Raw genomic sequence first — 17,401 nt, 5'->3', positions numbered from 1 at the left:
CACAGCCCAAAACATCTGGCCCACGTGCCAACCGTGAGAGAGGCGCCCGTTGTGGCAGAGCACCGTTGTTTGAGGAGCAGTCGTTTTGTTTGTCGGACAGGACGTAATCTCATTTCGTAATTTCGGGATTTTTGTGCTAGGGTCCGGGCAGATTTTAGCGATTTCTTTCAAAGGTAGCATTTCAAGTGACCGGCAACACAAAAAGCACGTATAAGCTGCGTCCGATGGAACGGTCCGATTTGGACGCGGTCCTTCCTTGGTTTCAGGATGTGGAAGACCTTGCGAGGTTTGACCGAACCACGCGCGTGCCACTTAATCAGGCCCATGCAGAGGAATGGTGGAAAGACGCGTTTGCAGCGCCCGATGCCAGTCGGCAGTGTTGGTTTGTGGTGGAATCCAGCGCTGGTCAAGTGGTCGGGTTGGCCGGTCTTGACTCGATTTCCAGTATCAACCGAGACGCTGTGGTTGCAGTCTTTGTCGACAAAGCTGTTCGCAGATCCGGGGTGGGAATTCGGGCAGCCGCTCTGCTGCTGGACCTTGCGTTCCGGCAATTGGGGCTGAACAGGATAACGTCGTATTACCGTTTGGATAATCACCACAGCCGGGATCTGGTAGCTAAAATTGGATGCCAGATCGAAGGGACAATGCGGCAAGCCTGGTTCGCCGAAGGACAGTTTCACGACATGGTCGTCGTGGGTATCCTGCGGGATGATTGGATGGCGCATCGTGAGGTGTTGGGGCAGGAGCTGGACGCAAAAACGGTTGTCTCCCTAGGCCCAACCGATTGTGCCGCGTGGTCATGGCCGCCAAAGATCGCAGACAATTGATGAAATTAGGTTACAAGGGTCTCGGTCGTCAAAAGCAATTTTTGTTATATGTTGAAGACGGTTCCGACTTGAGTCCGAAAAAAGAGCATTGCTTGTGAATACCACTGTTCCCAACTTTCCGATCACCCAAAGGCTGGGCGCAGTCTTGTTCGCGGATGTCGTCGGATACTCGCGGCTCATGAGTGAAAATGAGCTGGATACATACAACACTTTGAAATCACTTATTTCTTTACTGGAAACATCATGTGCAAAGTACCAAGGACGTGTGGTTGAGGTCCGTGGCGACGGGATATTGGCACTGTTCGAAACCGCCACCAGCGCGGTAGAATTTGGCGTCGAACTGCACCAGATCGCAAGTGACCACAACAAAACACGGGCACAGGATCAGCGAATCAAATTCCGGGCCGGGGTCCATTTGGGCGAGATTCTGATCGATGAACGCGGAATTCACGGTGACAACGTCAATATCGCAGCTCGGCTTCAAGAGATCGCCGAGCCGGAACGGCTCTATGTCAGTTCCGCCGTCTATGATCAGGTTTGCAACCGGCTGCGGTACGGATACGAGTTTCTGGGGCCAAAACAGCTCAAGAACATTCTGAACCCCGTATCGATCTATTGCGTGCGCAGCGAAGTGGCCGGCGCAACCATGGCCGGAACGATGCGCCCGGATGTTCAGGGGGATATTCTAGAACGCCCAGATACCCCGTCGGTGGCGATCTTGCCCTTCAGCAGCAGCGGCGGCGATGAATCCGACAGCTGGATCGCCGAAGGCCTGACCGACGACATCATTATGAACCTGTCCAAGTTCCGGAACTTGTTCGTCATCGCTCGGAATTCGTCGTTTTTCTTCAGAACCCAGGCGATGCCTCCGAAAGAGGCCGCCCAGAAACTGAATGTGCGCTATGTTGCGCGGGGAAGCGTAAGGCGTTCCGCCAGTCGCATTCGCATCTCTGCTGAACTTGTCGATGCCAGTACAGAACGCACCATTTGGGGCGAGCGGTTTGATCGCAAGATTGACGATATTTTCGACATTCTGGATGAGGTTACAGAATGCATCGTTGCCGCAACGGCCGTGATGATCGAGTCGCACGAAAAACAACGGATGATCCAGTCCATTCCAGCCGACCTCGAAGCCTACGGCTCGGTTTTGCAAGGCCAGCATCATATCTTCAAGTACACGCGCAACGACAATCGCAAAGCGCAGAACTTTTACCAATCCGCCCTTGAACGGGATGAAAGGTATGCCCGCGCCGCTGCGGCCCTTTCCCGGACCTTGAACATCGACTGGCGTTATTCCTGGGCCGAAGATCCGTCGCAAGCGTTAGACAAAGCGCTGACACTGGCACAGCGGGCGATTGAGCTTGACCCGACCGACGCGCGGGGCTTCGGCGAGTTGGGCTATGTGCATCTGTACCGCAAAGAGCATGACGCAGCGATTCAGTCTTATGAAAGGGCGCTGGCCCTGAACCCCAACGATGCGGATATGCATTCGGACTACGCTGACGCGCTTGCACATTCCGGTGACAACGAAACGGCGATTACACACCTTCAACAGGCGATGCGCTTGAACCCGTATTTCCCGGATCAATATTTGTGGCATCTGGGCGGGGCGTATTACAATCTCAGACGCTATGATGACGTGATCGAGACCGTCAACAAGATGAATAACCCGACCGAAGGGCAGCGCATGCTGGCAGCCAGCTATGCTCAGCTGGGTAAAACGGACATGGCCGGCCTGATCCGAGAAAAGCACCGCGAAGCGCATCCGAACTTTTCGTTAGAGAGGTGGGCGACCATTCAGCCGGATCGGTTAGAAGAGGATACCCAGCACTTTGTCGAAGGTCTGAAAAAGGCTGGGTTCTAACAGAAAAGGGGCACCATGGCGGGTGCCCCTAAAGAACCTTGTGCAAGCTGGGTTCAATCGCCGCCGCGCACTTTTGCTCCGCTGACTTTTGCGCCACTTACTTTTGCACCGCTGACCTTGGCTCCAGAGACTTTCGCGCCACTGACCTTGGCGCCTGAGACCTTCGCACCGCTGATCGCCGGGCTGTCGAAGCCGAAATAGATGTCCAACAGGACTTGTTCGAACTGCCCGGTCATTACATCCATACGCATGGTTTGATCGGCTTTGTCATAGCGCCAGACCCGAATATCGTCGGCCATCTGGTAATCAGCTGCCGCTACGCCACCAATGCCCGGTTCCTTGGGTGCACGAGAGGCGTTGTCGGCAGGTACATTAGGCTTGGCGACCTCGTCCCCTTCGTCATGTACGAGAAAAATTACCGGCTCGGGCAGGTCATAATACGTGCCCTCAAACGCGAAGGCATAAATCTTGGCGAAGCGTGGCCCCTTCTTGCCCTTTGCGTCCTTGGCCACGCCGAATTGTTGATCCAGATGTTTGTTGTCGCCTCTGGCTTTGGAAGGAATACGATTGTATTCCAAATCTTCTAGTACACGGCCATAAATCAACACTTCTGAAAAACTGAGCAAGGATTCAGACATAACATTCTCTCCCAATTACGGGATCGACGAAGCCAGCTTCCTCATCTCCCCCTCAAATCAAACTCGACCTAGAAACTCGAGCAAATGAATTCCAAAAATCACCCCCAGATTGCATGCCATAAAACCGTTTAAAAATAAAGGACTTTGCGCCTCAACCTGGCACTTGCGTCCGGACTGAATTTGAATGGCTGTCTTCGTCCGCGTCGGGCAGGCGAGGACCGGCGGTTGTCAGGCCAATATCGCGCATGCGGAAGTTGCCTTCGATGATGTTGCGAAAGGCTCCACCCGTGATTTCCTGGTCGACTGTCAGCAGGGCTTTTTCCACACCGAAATAGCTGAGCATATCGGCATCCAGCCGCTCCCACGTGTCGGCCAGATAAGTGCCCAGAAAATCGCGCGCCTCAAGCAAGGCGATCCGGAAACCGTCAGGGTTTTCTGCGTAACGCGCGTCGAAAATCCCCTGCATCATGGTGCTGTAATCCGGTGAGTCTTCCAGCTGATCTGACAGGTCCTCTTCTTCTGGCGAAATCAGGCCATGAACCAGCAGCCGTTCGTGATAGATGTCCACGAAAATGTCGAACATCGCGCCGGTCAATGGTTCGGACAGGTCATGTTCGCTGGACCATCCGGCGGCAAACTCTGACAGGGATCGGGTATTCGCGGCAACGCGGATTTGGGCGTTTTCCGACAATTCCGCAAAGCGGTTCAGGCGGTTGAAGGTATAGAGGTTGCCCCGCGTATTCTCGAGCAGCGCATCGACGACCGAGCCAAAATGCAAAGAGGCCAACAGCGCGACCATATCGGCGGCGGATTCGTGAAAGCCGTAGTACTCTCCGCCGGCGTCCCCGTCCGAAGGCATACCGATCACGCTGTAAATGATGGCATGACCAATCTCATGAGCAACGACATCAAAGTTCAGACTGTAGGGACGGTATTCATCGCCATGTTCATGCGTGCCGCCGGTTTCAAGAAACCCCCAACCGATATGAGCGTTGTCCAGGCTGGGAAGCAGAGAAAGCTCTAACCGGTCAAAGTCACGCGCGAAATGCCAGGGGATCGGGCGGTCGAAATACCCTTGCCAGACATCCATGGTGAAATGAGCCGACCCGAACAGATGAGCGGCCTCGAATGACGGATCATCGGGCGCGATATGAAAGAAGTTCCCCAACTCATCTGGCATGGCAGGGGGCTGAATGTACCCATCCCAAGGCGGCAGATACATGCCGGGGCCACCGGGGCCCGGTACGATAGCGCCATAGGGCGTGGTTTTTCCAACCGGATTGACGGTGTACATGCGCGGCCCCGAGGGGCCAGGGCCGATACTTCCCTGCGGGGCCGAGATCTCGACAAGTTCTGGCTGCACGCCCGGTTCGAGAAACGGAGATTGCGGATACAGCAAGAACCGCGTGCCCGGTTCCTCGTGTTCCATGTTTTCGGGTGTGTTCATCATTCAACTTCCCCTTCCTGCGCAGGCGTCGTCTGATCTTGGGCAAGGGACGCGTTGGCCTCAGTTTGGCAGTACAGGAACTCGGTCTCAATCAAGTCACAAAGTGCCTCACGGCCGGGTAAACCTATTGAAACTGCGTAGGCATCCAGATTTTCCGGGATTTGCTGTCCCAGACGGGTCTCAAAGTACCACAAAACAATCCTGAGCTGGTCTGCCCCGGATCGACGTGCTTTCTCAACTTTGGCCTTGGCATGAGCTCGATCCCTGAGTTTGGCATAAAGGTCTGTGCGCTTTAGTTCGGCCAGCAACGGCCCGTTCAACTGGCCGGAACGCGATGCAAGGATTGCTTCGACGCGGGCGGAATCCGTCAGAATATCCTCATAGCTTGCAAGGTTCAGATCATTGGCTTCCAGCCATTCCAGCAAGTGTGCTTTGTGCGACAGCCCGGCGCGGGTTCTGTGGTCAGCCATGTGTCGGATCAGGGTATCACGATCGGGCTGTTGATCTTGCGCGACAGCTTCTTCTTCGGCGATGAGGCTGAGCACGGCGCGGATGCGCATGTCTGCATAAAGTTCGGGGTTTAGTCTGAGTTCATCGATGACAGCATGGTTTTGGCCCTCGCGATTGTCTACGCGATCACAGAGTTGTCTCCACATCAAAGTCCGTTCGGTGCGCATCGCTGACCCTTGTGCCTGGCGCGGGCGCGATAAGTGATCCGACATTCGCGCAAGCATCTCGCGCGCGTCATCTGCCTTGGCGTCGATTTGCCCCTGCGGCAGCCATTCAATAAACGCCGCGAGTCCGGGCAGGTCCTCCAGCGCTTGGCCGATGTCTTTCCACGTGCGTTCCCGGTAATGCCGCGCCTTTGCGTGTTTCAGGACCTCAGCGGCGCTTTCTGGCGGTAGAACACCAGTGTTTTCAGCATGTTTGACGGTCGCTCGGATCGAGACCATTGGCGTACTAAGCGGTTGGAATCCAAGCTCTGCCGGGCTGTGCAGAACCGCGACCTCGTCATCGTCATGTAAGGTGCCATTCAGATAGTCTTGGAAGATACCGCCAACGCCGATCATACCGAAGTCAGCCAGCTCTGCTGCGCGTAGTGCACCCATGCTGGCGCTGCCGAAGACGGGAATATCTTGCTCCATTGCCCAAAGGATTTCTTTGTGCCAGACGGATGGAACGCCGTCGAAGTATCCGTCTATGATCCCGATCGCTGCCGGCTTTTCCCGCGCGACTCGATATACATCGCCTTGCTGAACAGGGGGCAGAATTGTGGCGTCCAAAGCTGCTGTGACGTCGTCAGAGGGCAGGGTAGGGCCAACAAAAACAAAGGCTGTCATGCGACCTCACCCCTGATCCGCAAGGCTCTGCTGCCGGGAACATAATCGGTGTCGTCATGCGGCGCTTCGAGGCCGGGAATGATGGCCCGCACCACAGCAAGATCGTATTCGTCCCGCGACAAATCCACGATCACCACCTGTGTGAGCCCCGCACCGTTCAGTTTGTTGAGCAAAAGCGCAAGGTCGTCATCGAATGACTGGGTCGAGAAGGTGGGACAGTCCTGAAACCGATCTGCCGGTTCGGCTTGGTCAATCAGATCACGGACGTACTGGCCCCGTTCGGTTTGAGCCTGGTCTGTAAATTCCGCCGGGTCCAGGTCATCCCGCGCACCCGAGATGTAGGTCAGCCGCGTCTGCGCCGCCTCGGTAACTGCGCGCAGCAAGGCGATGGCGCGATCTGGGTGGCAACCGTCTCCGACACCGATATGACCTGGTTGCCCTCCGGACTCGCAGATCACGCAGCGAAAACTGGCGATCCCGATGTCAGAAGTCGTGTTCCAAATCCCAACCTCCAAACTGGCGGTCGTGATCATTTCGATGGCTGCTTGGCATCGCGGATCGTCTATGGTGGTCGGATCGACCCTTTTTGCGGCGGCTTTGTGGGACCATAGGGTCGTCGCGTCCCGCTCGATCAATTCGCAAATGGCGTGGCAGCTGGCCTCGTTCAAACTGTTGCCCGATGCCAGGCCGTTTGTCGTTCTGGGGAACGCCCGTTGGCCGCCAATTGGTGGTGCGGTGTAGTCCGTGTCGACCATCTCAAGCGGAACCCAACACGCGCGTTTAGCGTTCAGCTCGTGCCCTTCGACCCAGAGCATTGTGCCGTGTGGATCGAACTGAGCCCCTGTTACACGCGGCAGGCGATCCACATCCACAACCGCCGCATCGTTGCCCAGGTCCGTATATCGGGCCAGGCGTTGCGGCAATCGCACCCGTTCCGCATGCCAGGCCTCAACCGCCTCCATCACGCCTGACGCTTGGGCGGCTTGCAACGAAAGACCTTTGCCAAGGGACACCGCAACCGACCGGGAATTTGGCCGAGAGACCATCACCGTGGGTAATCCGATCCGATCCAGGCCCGTCAGATTGGCAATCCGGGTAATTCCCATGTCTCGAAGATAGGGTTGCACGATACTCAGCGTGTGCGCCGGTTCGCGCAAGCGGTGGGTATCATGCACGTAACTCTTTGTTGAATCGTCGGTCATGCCATCGACTTTACGCAAACAAACGTGCCGCGAGGCACAAAAATAAACAATGTGAAATCAGATTGGTGGATGAACCCCGACAGGTCAACCTCAAGTGGATTCTTGCCGGGTTTTATCCTAATGCGTTCCGCCAGGCGCTTTGCGCACGAAATATTGCTGTGCTGCCACAGCCCTAAACTTGCTCAGAGGTTCTCAACCCTCCGATCTGCACCAGATGTTCGACAATTGCGTCAATGCCCTTTCTGTGGCGAAGCGCGCAGAATAGAAACGGCCGTCCTTTGCGCATGCGTTCGGCGTCGCGTTGCATGACATCCAGTGACGCGCCGACATGCGGAGCCAGGTCGGTTTTGTTGATGATCAGGATGTCGGATTTGGTGATCGCCGGCCCACCTTTGCGCGGTATCTCTTCGCCGGCGGCGACATCGATGACATAGATGGTCAGGTCCGCCAATTCCGGGCTGAATGTGGCAGATAGGTTGTCGCCACCGCTTTCGATCAGGACAACATCCAGATCCGGGTGCCGCGCCTGCATTTCTGCGACTGCCGCAAGGTTGATCGACGCATCCTCCCGGATCGCAGTGTGTGGGCAGCCGCCAGTTTCCACGCCAATAATCCTGTTTTGGGGCAGGATCTGCATTCGCATCAGCGCTTCGGCGTCTTCCTGGGTGTAGATGTCGTTGGTAATGACACCGACCGAACAGACATCGCGCAGAACTTCTGCCAAGGCTGCAGTCAGAGTGGTCTTGCCCGCACCCACTGGGCCGCCGATTCCAACGCGCAAAGGGCCATTCATGTTGGTCATGTCCGAAAAATCCTCGAATATTGTGTTTCGTGGGTCATAGACGTAATGTCTGACAGAAATGCGGTTGAGCTGAGCTCTTCCAGACCCACGTGCTGCGCCTGTTCCGCAATGCGACCGCAGACAGGGGTAAGATCGCGTATCAGCTTTTGCCCATCGGTTTGGCCTAGCGGCACAAGGCGCGTTGCACATGCGACAAGGTTACTGGCAAAGGCCTGCAGAAACAGCTTTGCCGTCAGGATTGGCGGAATGCTTTTCAGACGCGCAGCTCGGCCAACGGCAACCGGATAGGTCAGCTGGTCAAGATCCAAGTCCCATACGTCGCCGGTTACAGAGCCAAAAGCCTGCCCCAACAGCTTGGTTTCCATCAGCCGTTCAGACGAGGCGCAAAAAGCCCGCGCAGTGGCGTCAATCGCGCTCAGCTCCTCTGCGTTTTCTGCACTGAAAGCGGCCGCAAGAAACAACGCGTCATTCCATCCTGACCCGTTCTCAAGGACATCCGCGATCCACGCGTTTGTGTCCGGAGCCGAAACAACTGTCCCTGCCTCGATTGCGGCCTCAAGGCCGTGAGAATAGGCGAAGCCGCCAACCGGATAAGCCGGGGACAGCCACTGTGTCAGCGTCAGGATATCAGTGTCAGTGGGTGTGGCCATGTGTCCTTCCGTGGCCATAGGCTCCGCCTTCCGGTGTGAATGGCTCGACCACTTCGCCAACTTCCGCGCCAAGCTTTTGCAGCATGTCGCGGATAACGTGGTCGCGTTGGATCAAAAGGCGGCCCTGCTCAATCTGACAGGGGGTGTGGCGGTTGCCAATATGCCAAGCCAGACGCAACAGATTGTCGCCGCGGACCTCCAGCAACTCTTCGGGTGCTGCGATGATTTCGATTTTGCGGCCGTCTTCCAGAACCAGAACGCCACCATGGTCCAAAGACTTGGTTTGGGCCAGATCAACAAGAAAGGCCTCGCCATCGTCGGTGGCCAGCATCTTGCGGCGTAGGAAGCGCCCATCATAGTCCAGAGAAACCTGTGCATGAGCCTGCGTGTGATGGTGATCATGATAGATACGGGCGGTTTTGATCGCGGTTGTCATCGGTGCCTCGTGTGTTTTCAGAACATGAAATAGCGCTGCGCCATCGGCAGAACTTCGGCTGGCTGACAGGTCAGCAATTCACCGTCGGCACGCACTTCATAGGTTTCGGGGTCAACCTCAACCTTGGGTGTCGCATCGTTCAGCAGCAAGTCTCGCTTGCCGATGTTGCGGGTGTTTTGCACGGCGATGGTTTGCTTCGCCAAGCCCAGTGTATCACCAATCCCTTCGGCCTGCGCGGCGGCCGAGACAAATGTGATCGCCGAACGCTCGACCGAGCGGCCATAGGCCCCGAACATCGGGCGGCTATAGACCGGCTGGGGTGTCGGGATCGAGGCATTCGGATCACCCATTTGAGCGCAGGCGATTGTTCCGCCCAGCAGAACCATCTCGGGCTTTACACCGAAAAACGCCGGGTTCCACAGGACGAGGTCAGCGCGTTTTCCTTCCTCGATACTGCCGATCTCATGGCTCAGGCCGTGCGCAATGGCCGGATTGATGGTGTATTTTGCAATATAACGGCGGACGCGCATATTGTCGTTTTCACCGGTTTCCTCTGGCAATCGGCCGCGCTGTTTCTTCATCTTGTCAGCGGTTTGCCAGGTGCGGATCAGAACCTCGCCGACCCGGCCCATAGCCTGACTGTCGGACGCGATGATGCTGAACGCGCCCATGTCATGCAGAATATCCTCGGCCGCGATCGTCTCGCGCCGGATGCGGCTTTCGGCAAAGGCCACGTCCTCGGGGATCGACTTGTCGAGGTGGTGGCAGACCATCAGCATGTCGAGGTGTTCCTCAACCGTATTGACTGTGAAGGGGCGCGTCGGATTTGTGGATGAGGGCAGCACGTGGTTCTCACCACAGATCTTGATGATGTCCGGTGCGTGGCCCCCGCCTGCGCCTTCGGTGTGGAAGGCATGGATTGTGCGGCCCTTCATGGCGGCCACGGTGTTTTCGACAAACCCGGATTCGTTCAAAGTGTCGGTGTGGATCATAACCTGCACGTCCATTGCGTCAGCAACCGAAAGACAGCAGTCGATGGCGGCTGGGGTCGTGCCCCAGTCCTCGTGCAATTTAAGGGCGCAGGCCCCGGCCTTGACCTGCTCCTCCAGCGCGGCGGGCAGCGAGGCGTTGCCCTTACCGGCAAAGGCCAGATTCATCGGGAAAGCGTCGGCGGCCTGCAGCATTCGCCCGATATGCCAGGGCCCCGGCGTACATGTAGTCGCCAAAGTGCCATGTGCCGGACCAGTGCCGCCGCCCAACATCGTGGTCAGGCCAGAGTGCAGCGCATCCTCGATCTGTTGCGGGCAGATGAAATGGATATGGCTGTCAAAGCCACCCGCAGTCAGAATGCGCCCCTCGCCGGCGATGGCTTCGGTGCCGGGACCGATGATGATATCAACGCCCGGCTGTGTGTCGGGGTTCCCGGCTTTGCCAATCTTGGCGATACGCCCGTCCTTCAGGCCAACATCGGCCTTGTAGATGCCCGAGTGGTCCACGATCAGCGCATTGGTGATGACCGTATCGACGGCACCCTCGGCGCGCGTGACCTGTGACTGCCCCATCCCGTCACGGATTACCTTGCCGCCGCCGAACTTGACCTCTTCGCCATAGAGCAGCGCGTTGTCGCCGGTTCCCCCGGTCGCGGCCGCCCCCGCGCGTTCGGCGGTCAGGTCGCGTTCGACCTCGATAATCAGATCGGTATCTGCCAGACGCAGCTTGTCACCTGTTGTAGGCCCGAACATGGCCGCATAGTCCGCACGGTTGATCGTTGCTGGCATCAGAGCGCCCCCATGACCTTTTGATTGAAGCCGTAAACCTGACGCGCACCGCTGATCGGGATCAGCGTGACCTCACGCGCCTGCCCCGGTTCAAACCTGACAGCCGTGCCGGGGGCGACATCTAACCGCATCCCGTGCGCCGCGCTCCGGTCGAAATCCAGCGCGGGGTTAGTTTCGGCGAAGTGATAATGTGAGCCAACTTGCACGGGGCGATCACCTGTATTGGCCACCAGCAGCACAACGGTCTTGGCGCCCGAGTTCAGCGTGATCTCGCCATCCGCGGGAAAGAGTTCTCCGGGGATCATTTGTTCAGTTTTGCAAACAGTGCCACAGCCGCCAGCGCAACAACGGCCAAGCCAACGCCCAATGTGGCATAGTCAGAGCCATGCGCGTGGATGTGGGTTCCGTTGTGAGCTGCCGCAGGACCAGCAAGGATCAGTGCAGGAAAGAGCATTCGGGTCATATCTGTTTTCCTTTTTCAGCGAATTGGGTTGTGGACGGTCACAAGTTTTGTTCCGTCAGGGAAAGTGGCCTCGACCTGAACTTCGTGGATCATCTCGGGCACGCCTTCCATGCATTGGTCGCGGGTGATCACTTCGGCCCCGGCTTGCATCATGTCTGCGACCGATCGCCCGTCGCGCGCGCCTTCGACCACGGCGTCAGTGATCAAAGCGATCGCTTCGGGGTGGTTTAGTTTGACGCCGCGCGCAAGTCGCTTGCGGGCAACCTCGGCGGCCATTGCGATCAAAAGCTTGTCTTTTTCTCGGGGAGTCAGGTTCATGTCATAGCATCCAGCATCGGGGGAGCGTGTCTGAGTTCAACCGGCGCAGAACCGGTAAAAGGCTGCGGCGCAGGGCAAAACTGTTGTCCGCCAGAATGCGGATCACAAGCAGGTCGTCATGGATCAGGCTGGCCCCTGCGGTTTCCGGCAGGGCCTCGCGAATGGCGTCCAGATGGGCCCCAGCAGTAGCTGCGGCGAAGACGACCAGCGCCATAGCGCCCGCCCCGTCGGCGATATGAGGGCGCGCGAGATGATTGTGGAAATCGCCTGAAAACCGCATCGCATCCAGGAAAACCGGCCTGCCCGTGCGGTGTATCTCGATCCGGTCGCGCAGGCGGATATCGGTCAACGTCTCACCCATCGCAGTGCGCCCAAAGACCAGCGGTTCGACCATCAGCATCTGTGCTTCTGGTGCCAAATCGATCTTCAGCCGGCGATCCAGCGCACTGCCGTTGAACAGAATGGTCTCTTGCGGCAACCAGTTCAGCCTTGCGTTCGGCTCTACTGTCAGGTGATTGACGATCTGACCGAATACTTCGGGTTGGGCTTTGTAAGCACGTTCGCAAGCTTGCGTTGTCAGGGTCAGCGTGGTGCCCGAAGCTGCCGTGCCAGTGAAACGGAAACTGTCTCCGCCAGTCACGCCGCCCGCCGTGTTCAGTAGCACTGCGTCAAGTCCCGCCGAACTATGCCGCGGAAACAGGCACTTGAAAGACCCGGATTGCCGAAGCTTGTCCAAGACTGTTCGGGCGCTCAATTGCTTGGTGCTAAGTGTGACTGCCCCCGTTGCCCGCGGTGGCGCTGAAACTGTGGCAGGCATTATGGTCGCGAATTGATTGATAGCGCACCTGTGGGACATGGTTTGTGGCAATGTTTTCCTTTTCACAGCGGCGGACACTATGGTGCGGTGCGCGACCGACCAGATTTCCCTGCATTTAGACTTAATTTCAGGCGGGTTTTGGCTCAATGACCAAAAAATGTGCAAAAAACTCAGGTTGCAATATCGTGCGTGCCTGAAATACACGCATTTCGCTCAAGTTTAGGCCTGGGCGAAACCACACTCTATGAGTTGTCGAAACAGCCGCTCTCAGCGCATGGCTGCTGCCTGGTTTAATTGTCTGGGAAAGAAAGATAGCCTCGAAGAACAGCTTGAACCGTAAGTGAAATCTGCAATTTATGGCACCGACATTAATCACAGTCACTTGTCCTTCATCGAATGAAGTGGTCCGATTGAGCTGACTGCGTTTAGGATGGCCTGGCAGGATGGTACGGGGAAAGCCATATGCTACGCGCGCTCTTTGAAGGCGTGATGTTCGAGCATCGCCGACATATAGAAGTCTTGCAGCAAGCTGGCGTTTCCTTCGACCGCGCGGTTCTGTCCGGCGGCGGATCTCGCAGCCCGCATTGGCCACAGATGTTTGCTGATTGACTAGACGTTCCGATCACCGTGGCCGAGGCGCAGGAAACCGGGGCGCTGGGGGCTGCGATTGGTGCTGCTTGTGCCAATTGCAAAGTAGATAACTATGAAGAGGATATAACCCGAATGACCCGCGCCAAGCAGGTTTTCGAACCCGATCCCAATATGCTGGGCCACTATCGCGCGCGCTATGAAACCTATTTGGATTTGATCGGTGCTATGCGAGATTTCTGGTCCCGGGCCGAAATGCGGAAAACTGTATCATGAAAGCCGTCGGTTTCCTGAACTCACTGCCAGAAGAAGCGCCAGACAGCCTGATGGATGTCGATCTGAGCACACCTGAACTTGGTCCAAACGATCTGTTGGTTGCGGTGCACGCAGTTTCAGTGAACCCGGCAGATGCAAAACGTCGGGTCCGTACAGCCGTTGATAGGCCGCATCCGTCCCCTTTCATATTGGGGTACGACGCCGTCGGGCCGGTTGAAAGTGTTGGTTCGGGTGTGTCGGGGTTCCGTCGAGGGGATCGCGTCTGGTACGCAGGCGACGCCAACCGTCCGGGCTCTTATGCAGAATTGCAGGCAGTGGACCACCGGATATGTCTCGTCAGGGTCAGATACTGGCGCGTATGGCGCAACTGGTGGATGATGGCGTTATCCGAACAACGGAAACACGTGTCTTGAACGGATTGTGCGCAACGACTTTGAAAGCTGCGCATGAAATTATCGAAACCGGCAAAATGGTCGGTAAACTGGTTGTAGATTTCCGCGGCTGAGCAGGTCCGACTGAGAGTGAACATGAACAACACGACCCGCCTCGATGGCGACTATGACTACATCATCGTGGGGGCCGGAACTGCGGGTTGCGTTCTGGCGAACCGTCTGAGCGAAGATCCAAAGACACGCGTTCTACTGTTAGAGGCCGGGAAATCTGACAATTACCATTGGGTTCATATCCCCGTGGGATATTTGTACTGCATCGGCAATCCGCGCACGGACTGGATGATGAAAACTGCGCCTGAGCCGGGTTTGAACGGCCGGTCCCTTGTATACCCGCGCGGAAAGGTGCTGGGCGGCTGCACCTCGGTCAACGGCATGATCTATATGCGGGGGCAGGCAGCGGATTATGATCACTGGAGGCAAATGGGAAACACCGGCTGGGGTTGGGATGACGTGCTGCCCTATTTTCTGAAGTCCGAAGACCATCATGGCGGTGACAGCGAACATCATCGTGGCGGGGGTGAGTGGAAGGTTCAAAAACAAAAGCTGAGCTGGGACGTCTTGAAGTCGGTGCAAGAAGGTGCGCGAGAGTTCGGTATTCACCCGCGCGACGATTTCAACGATGGCAACAACGAAGGGTCGGGTTTTTTTGAGGTGAACCAGAACAATGGCGTTCGGTGGAATACGTCGAAAGGTTTCCTTCGCCCCGCCATGAAGCGCCCGAACCTACGGGTCTTGACCGAAGCCACAACTGACCACCTGATCCTTGATGGACAATCTGTTCGGGGTATCCGGTTCAGGCACAAGGGGCAGGTGTTGGATGCGTTCGCCCGGCACGAAGTTCTTTTGGCTGCAGGATCCATTAACTCACCAAAGATTCTGGAGCTTTCGGGAATAGGGCGAGGCGATGTTCTGGCCGATCTCGGCATCAGTGTGCAGCACGAAAGCGCCGGAGTCGGCGAGAACCTGCAGGACCACCTGCAAATCAGAACAGTTTTCAAGGTCAAGAATGCCAAAACGCTGAACACACTTGCGAACTCGCTGTTCGGCAAAGCTCAGATTGCGTTGCAATACGGTCTGACGCAATCGGGGCCGATGTCCATGGCCCCAAGCCAATTCGGGATGTTCACAAAATCGGACCCCGCACTCGAGACTCCAGATCTTGAATACCACATCCAGCCCCTGTCCACGGACAAACTGGGTGATCCGTTGCATCCCTTCCCGGCAGTTACCGTGTCCGTCTGCAATTTGCGGCCAGAAAGCGTGGGCAGCAGCCATGTCAGCTCTCGCGAACTTGATCAGCAACCTGACATTAGGCTGAATTACCTGTCCGCAGCGCGCGACAAGGCTGTGGCGGTGGAGTCGGTGCGACAGGCACGACAGATCATGTCGGCAAAAGCGTTGTCAAAATATGATCCGCAAGAGATTTTGCCTGGGCCCCAAGTTCAGGACAACTCTGACCTGGTAAAAGCAGTTGGGGATATTGCCACGACAATTTTCCACCCGGTTGGAACCTGCAAGATGGGAACGGACGATCGGTCCGTTGTGGACCCCCAGCTACGTGTCAGAGGATTGACGGGTTTGCGCATTGTGGATGCGTCAATCATGCCGAAAATCGTGTCCGGCAACACGGCGTCGCCCGTGATCATGATCGCAGAAAAGGCTGCGGATCTGATCAAAGCTGAGAAATGAATAATTGAGGGCACTGACGCAAAGCTGCGCATTCGCTCTTGTGGATGAAAGAGCAATCCCTTTCGGCGTCGACTGATGGCTCACGTTCGGAATTGGAACCGGATAGCATTGGTTTGCTCTATAGACAGTGGATGTCAAAGACCGCTTGGCCATGCATACTGTCATCGTCAGTCGCGATGCGGTTCGCCTCTGGGGGATTGATGTGTTGTGATCACAGTCTAGCTGCGCCGCTAACTCAGACTGATCAAGGCCATCGCACAGGTCACCCAACGTCGGGCCCTGCAATCGGATCGAAGTGTCACTCCCGTTGAAATGAAACCGGAAAAGGCGCCTTGTCATTCTAAGCTGATATCCCGGGCGCAACGATTGCTCATGGCCCGCGACCAATCAACATGGCAGCACGGCGGTCGCTTGTCCGGCTGCCCTTGCCGAAACCGATTTCGGGCTTTCTGACTGATAGGGAAGATTCGAACAGCGCGATGTCACTTCCGAAGGTTGCAGACACGCACGCGCGGCCATTGGAGACAGCCAGAAATGATCGATGTTGATGCCGTCACTCAGCGTGCCATAGATGTTTTGAAAAGAAACGACCGAGGCGGATACACGATCCCTACAGATGGGCTTTATCCCTATCAGTGGAACTGGGACAGTGCGATTTCCGCATTGGGGATTGCCGAGTTCGATCTCGATCGTGCGTGGCAAGAGATTGAGACGTTGATGTCAGGGCAGTGGGACAACGGCATGGTCCCGCAAATCCTGTTTCACACAGAAGCAGAAGGGTATTTTCCTGGAGCGGATGTCTGGAATTGCGACGGGCCGGTTCCGTCATCGGGCATCAGCCAACCACCCGTTGCCGTTACCGCGGCTCGGCTCATCTGGGAAAAGGACACGTCACTTGGCAAAAGCCGAATGGAAGCCCTGCTTCCCAAACTGCGATGCTGGACAGACTGGTTCATGCGTTGGAGGTTGGACGATAAAGGCGCGGTATTCACCAGGCATCCCTGGGAAGCCGGTCGTGACAACGCCCCGGATTGGGACAAGTCCGCCGCCCGCATAGATACCTCGGGTGTGCAGAGTTACATTCGCGAAGACACCAAACATGTAAACAGCGATCATCGTCCAACCCAGAAAGACTATGATCTTTATGTTTGGCTCTTGCAGCTTGGCCGGGATGTCAACTGGGACGACGGCGCGATTGCGGAAAACACGCCCTTCAAAGTTGCAGACCCGTTGATGACATTCATTACACTGCGCGCTGTGCGGGACCTGCACGCCTTGTGCGAAGCGTTCGGTCAGAATACCGACCAATTGGCCGAGTATATCACTGTGCTGGAAGCAGGCGTCGACAGCATTTGGAACCCGGAAATTCAGGCTTATGATTCACGCGATGTCCAAACCGGAGAATTCGCAGGTTCGCTGAGTTGCGGGTCGTATCTTTGCTGGTATGCAGGCGTGGACCGAAAAGAAATGCGTGGCCAACTTCGAAATGCGCTGTCCAGGACAAAGTACCCGGTCGCCAGCTACGACATCCAAGGCGCCGTGTTTGATCCGCATCGTTACTGGCGCGGTCCGACATGGCCTTGTGTGAATCTGTTGATTGGTATCGGTCTTGCGGACTTTGGCGTGCCAGAAGAACCCAAGCTGCGCAGACGTATCCGCGAACTCGTGGCGGAGAATGGCTTTTCTGAGTATTTCGACCCCATAACCGGGACACCAGCGGGCGGTAAGTCGTTCTCTTGGACGGCCGCAGCTTGGCTAAGATGGGCGCGTTTCGATACGCACTCCGATTAAGGCACGATTGGCAGTGTGCACCG

General features: G+C 56.6%; 19 protein-coding genes. 7 read left to right on the top strand and 12 right to left on the bottom strand.

Annotation, left to right across the window (positions count from 1 at the left end; all coding sequences use genetic code 11):
• Positions 1–185: 185 nt before the first annotated feature.
• Both J7416_RS14470 and J7416_RS14465 read left to right on the top strand, forming a co-directional pair.
• The gene (locus J7416_RS14470; protein ID WP_348540276.1) at positions 186–827 is read left to right on the top strand and encodes a GNAT family protein; all 642 of its coding nucleotides are present in this window, start codon (positions 186–188) and stop codon (positions 825–827) included.
• A gap of 94 nt (positions 828–921) precedes the next feature.
• Complete coding sequence (locus J7416_RS14465) at positions 922–2,691, top strand: tetratricopeptide repeat protein (protein WP_209225710.1); 1,770 nt, start codon at positions 922–924, stop codon at positions 2,689–2,691.
• 53 nt (positions 2,692–2,744) lie between these two features.
• Here J7416_RS14465 and J7416_RS14460 read toward each other — a convergent pair whose 3' ends face one another.
• The 12 genes from J7416_RS14460 to J7416_RS14405 all read right to left on the bottom strand — a co-directional run bounded on the left by J7416_RS14460 (position 2,745) and on the right by J7416_RS14405 (position 12,429).
• On the bottom strand, positions 2,745–3,329 hold the full coding sequence (locus J7416_RS14460; RefSeq protein ID WP_209225708.1) for a pentapeptide repeat-containing protein: 585 nt from the start codon (positions 3,327–3,329) through the stop codon (positions 2,745–2,747).
• A gap of 151 nt (positions 3,330–3,480) precedes the next feature.
• The gene (locus J7416_RS14455) at positions 3,481–4,779 is read right to left on the bottom strand and encodes a hypothetical protein (protein ID WP_247744291.1); all 1,299 of its coding nucleotides are present in this window, start codon (positions 4,777–4,779) and stop codon (positions 3,481–3,483) included.
• On the bottom strand, positions 4,776–6,116 hold the full coding sequence (locus tag J7416_RS14450; protein WP_209225706.1) for a TfuA-like protein: 1,341 nt from the start codon (positions 6,114–6,116) through the stop codon (positions 4,776–4,778). The genes J7416_RS14455 and J7416_RS14450 overlap by 4 nt, the downstream gene beginning before the upstream one ends.
• On the bottom strand, positions 6,113–7,318 hold the full coding sequence (locus J7416_RS14445) for a YcaO-like family protein (protein ID WP_209225705.1): 1,206 nt from the start codon (positions 7,316–7,318) through the stop codon (positions 6,113–6,115). The genes J7416_RS14450 and J7416_RS14445 overlap by 4 nt, the downstream gene beginning before the upstream one ends.
• 172 nt (positions 7,319–7,490) lie before the next feature.
• Positions 7,491–8,120: an urease accessory protein UreG gene (ureG, locus tag J7416_RS14440; protein ID WP_209225703.1), complete on the bottom strand. Its 630-nt coding sequence runs from the start codon at positions 8,118–8,120 to the stop codon at positions 7,491–7,493.
• Complete coding sequence (locus J7416_RS14435) at positions 8,117–8,770, bottom strand: urease accessory UreF family protein (RefSeq protein WP_209225701.1); 654 nt, start codon at positions 8,768–8,770, stop codon at positions 8,117–8,119. Before J7416_RS14435 ends, ureG begins: the two co-directional genes overlap by 4 nt.
• A complete protein-coding gene (gene ureE, locus J7416_RS14430; protein WP_209225700.1) occupies positions 8,754–9,206 on the bottom strand; it encodes an urease accessory protein UreE in 453 nt (150 codons plus the stop codon). Before ureE ends, J7416_RS14435 begins: the two co-directional genes overlap by 17 nt.
• Positions 9,207–9,223: 17 nt before the next feature.
• Positions 9,224–10,984 carry an urease subunit alpha gene (ureC, locus tag J7416_RS14425; RefSeq protein ID WP_209225698.1) on the bottom strand — a complete coding sequence of 587 codons (1,761 nt, stop codon included), beginning with the start codon at positions 10,982–10,984 and terminating at the stop codon, positions 9,224–9,226.
• Entirely contained in the window at positions 10,984–11,289 is a 306-nt protein-coding gene (locus tag J7416_RS14420; RefSeq protein ID WP_209225696.1) for an urease subunit beta, read from the bottom strand. The genes ureC and J7416_RS14420 overlap by 1 nt, the downstream gene beginning before the upstream one ends.
• Positions 11,286–11,447 carry a peptidase M23 gene (locus J7416_RS14415; protein ID WP_209225694.1) on the bottom strand — a complete coding sequence of 54 codons (162 nt, stop codon included), beginning with the start codon at positions 11,445–11,447 and terminating at the stop codon, positions 11,286–11,288. The genes J7416_RS14420 and J7416_RS14415 overlap by 4 nt, the downstream gene beginning before the upstream one ends.
• 15 nt (positions 11,448–11,462) lie before the next feature.
• Positions 11,463–11,765, bottom strand: coding sequence for an urease subunit gamma (locus J7416_RS14410; RefSeq protein WP_209225693.1), 303 nt, complete (start codon positions 11,763–11,765; stop codon positions 11,463–11,465).
• A 1-nt stretch (position 11,766) separates the two neighbouring features.
• Positions 11,767–12,429, bottom strand: coding sequence for an urease accessory protein UreD (locus tag J7416_RS14405; RefSeq protein WP_348540275.1), 663 nt, complete (start codon positions 12,427–12,429; stop codon positions 11,767–11,769).
• Between the two features lie 615 nt (positions 12,430–13,044).
• On the opposite strand from J7416_RS14405, the gene J7416_RS22665 reads away from it, so the two are divergent.
• From J7416_RS22665 to J7416_RS14385, 5 genes are all read left to right on the top strand, one after another.
• Entirely contained in the window at positions 13,045–13,191 is a 147-nt protein-coding gene (locus J7416_RS22665) for an FGGY-family carbohydrate kinase (protein ID WP_247744290.1), read from the top strand.
• 114 nt (positions 13,192–13,305) lie between these two features.
• A complete protein-coding gene (locus J7416_RS22660; RefSeq protein WP_247744289.1) occupies positions 13,306–13,446 on the top strand; it encodes a hypothetical protein in 141 nt (46 codons plus the stop codon).
• Positions 13,443–13,859, top strand: a complete 417-nt coding sequence (locus tag J7416_RS14395; protein ID WP_209225689.1) for an alcohol dehydrogenase catalytic domain-containing protein — start codon at positions 13,443–13,445, stop codon at positions 13,857–13,859. The genes J7416_RS22660 and J7416_RS14395 overlap by 4 nt, the downstream gene beginning before the upstream one ends.
• A gap of 114 nt (positions 13,860–13,973) precedes the next feature.
• Complete coding sequence (locus J7416_RS14390; protein ID WP_209225687.1) at positions 13,974–15,587, top strand: GMC family oxidoreductase N-terminal domain-containing protein; 1,614 nt, start codon at positions 13,974–13,976, stop codon at positions 15,585–15,587.
• Between the two features lie 534 nt (positions 15,588–16,121).
• On the top strand, positions 16,122–17,378 hold the full coding sequence (locus J7416_RS14385; protein ID WP_209225686.1) for a hypothetical protein: 1,257 nt from the start codon (positions 16,122–16,124) through the stop codon (positions 17,376–17,378).
• Positions 17,379–17,401 lie beyond the last annotated feature (23 nt).

The sequence above is a fragment of the Ruegeria sp. R14_0 genome (assembly GCF_017743975.1).
Taxonomy (GTDB): Bacteria; Pseudomonadota; Alphaproteobacteria; order Rhodobacterales; family Rhodobacteraceae; genus Ruegeria.
The sequence above is the reverse complement of the archived record's forward strand: the minus strand, read 5'-3'. Positions and strand labels throughout refer to the sequence as shown.

What these genes read in the sequence shown, in the direction of transcription:
- J7416_RS14460 (WP_209225708.1), bottom strand. Translation starts at nt 3,329, where the DNA reads ATGTCTGAATCCTTGCTCAGTTTTTCAGAAGTGTTGATTTATGGCCGT.
- J7416_RS14455 (WP_247744291.1), bottom strand. Translation starts at nt 4,779, where the DNA reads ATGATGAACACACCCGAAAACATGGAACACGAGGAACCGGGCACGCGG.
- J7416_RS14450 (WP_209225706.1), bottom strand. Translation starts at nt 6,116, where the DNA reads ATGACAGCCTTTGTTTTTGTTGGCCCTACCCTGCCCTCTGACGACGTC.
- J7416_RS14445 (WP_209225705.1), bottom strand. Translation starts at nt 7,318, where the DNA reads ATGACCGACGATTCAACAAAGAGTTACGTGCATGATACCCACCGCTTG.
- ureG (WP_209225703.1), bottom strand. Translation starts at nt 8,120, where the DNA reads ATGACCAACATGAATGGCCCTTTGCGCGTTGGAATCGGCGGCCCAGTG.
- J7416_RS14435 (WP_209225701.1), bottom strand. Translation starts at nt 8,770, where the DNA reads ATGGCCACACCCACTGACACTGATATCCTGACGCTGACACAGTGGCTG.
- ureE (WP_209225700.1), bottom strand. Translation starts at nt 9,206, where the DNA reads ATGACAACCGCGATCAAAACCGCCCGTATCTATCATGATCACCATCAC.
- ureC (WP_209225698.1), bottom strand. Translation starts at nt 10,984, where the DNA reads ATGCCAGCAACGATCAACCGTGCGGACTATGCGGCCATGTTCGGGCCT.
- J7416_RS14420 (WP_209225696.1), bottom strand. Translation starts at nt 11,289, where the DNA reads ATGATCCCCGGAGAACTCTTTCCCGCGGATGGCGAGATCACGCTGAAC.
- J7416_RS14415 (WP_209225694.1), bottom strand. Translation starts at nt 11,447, where the DNA reads ATGACCCGAATGCTCTTTCCTGCACTGATCCTTGCTGGTCCTGCGGCA.
- J7416_RS14410 (WP_209225693.1), bottom strand. Translation starts at nt 11,765, where the DNA reads ATGAACCTGACTCCCCGAGAAAAAGACAAGCTTTTGATCGCAATGGCC.
- J7416_RS22665 (WP_247744290.1), top strand. Translation starts at nt 13,045, where the DNA reads ATGCTACGCGCGCTCTTTGAAGGCGTGATGTTCGAGCATCGCCGACAT.
- J7416_RS22660 (WP_247744289.1), top strand. Translation starts at nt 13,306, where the DNA reads ATGACCCGCGCCAAGCAGGTTTTCGAACCCGATCCCAATATGCTGGGC.
- J7416_RS14395 (WP_209225689.1), top strand. Translation starts at nt 13,443, where the DNA reads ATGAAAGCCGTCGGTTTCCTGAACTCACTGCCAGAAGAAGCGCCAGAC.
- J7416_RS14390 (WP_209225687.1), top strand. Translation starts at nt 13,974, where the DNA reads ATGAACAACACGACCCGCCTCGATGGCGACTATGACTACATCATCGTG.
- J7416_RS14385 (WP_209225686.1), top strand. Translation starts at nt 16,122, where the DNA reads ATGATCGATGTTGATGCCGTCACTCAGCGTGCCATAGATGTTTTGAAA.